Origin of the sequence: Megasphaera sp. SW808, assembly GCF_012027795.1 — a bacterium.
Taxonomy (GTDB): Bacteria; Bacillota; Negativicutes; order Veillonellales; family Megasphaeraceae; genus Megasphaera; species Megasphaera stantonii.
This window is the reverse complement of sequence record NZ_SJOT01000057.1, coordinates 1-744: the sequence shown is the minus strand read 5'-3', so window position 1 is coordinate 744 and position 744 is coordinate 1. Positions and strand designations below refer to the sequence as shown.

Here is a 744-nt window from a genome sequence, read left to right as displayed (position 1 = left end):
TTTTCCATGAGCCACTTGTTTGCTTCATGAATATCCATACCCCAGTTCGTCGGGCAGGCGGCTAATACTTCGATAAAGGTAAATCCGTCGCCGTTCATCTGACGTTCAAAGGCTTTCTTGATCGCCTTTTTCGCTTTCATCAAGTGTGGAATATCGACAACGCAGACGCGTTCTGCATAGACGAGACCGTCCAACGTCGACAGCATTTCTGCTACGCGCATCGGTTTGCCCGCCTGTTCTACCGTACGGCCCAAGGGAGCCGTCGTAGCGCGCTGGCCAATCAGGGTCGTCGGAGCCATCTGGCCGCCCGTCATGCCGTAGATTGCGTTGTTGATAAAGATCGTCGTGAATTTTTCACCGCGCATGGCAGCGTGTACGATTTCTGCCGCGCCGATGGATGCCAGGTCGCCGTCGCCCTGATAGGTGAAGACGGGGACGTTCGGATGGGTGCGTTTTACGCCCGTCGCTACGGCAGGCGCACGGCCGTGAGCGGCTTCCAGCATATCGCAGGCAAAGTAGTTGCCGGCGAATACGGAGCAGCCTACGGGGCATACGCCGATAGCCGTCTTAATCGCATCCATTTCTTCCAGCGTTTCCGCAATTAATTTATGCACGATACCGTGGCTGCAGCCGGGGCAGTAATGTAATTCGGTATCCTGCAAGCCTTTGGACTTTGCATATATAGTCTTCATATTATTTTACCTCCCCCATGACTGCTTCTGCCTTGGCTTCGATTTCCGAAAC

At 54.0% G+C, this 744-nt stretch carries 1 protein-coding gene; it reads right to left on the bottom strand.

From position 1 onward, the window contains the following. Positions 1–692: thiamine pyrophosphate-dependent enzyme (locus E0L13_RS11675; RefSeq protein WP_168062586.1), on the bottom strand; the 692-nt coding region annotated here is incomplete at its 3' end. Positions 693–744 lie beyond the last annotated feature (52 nt).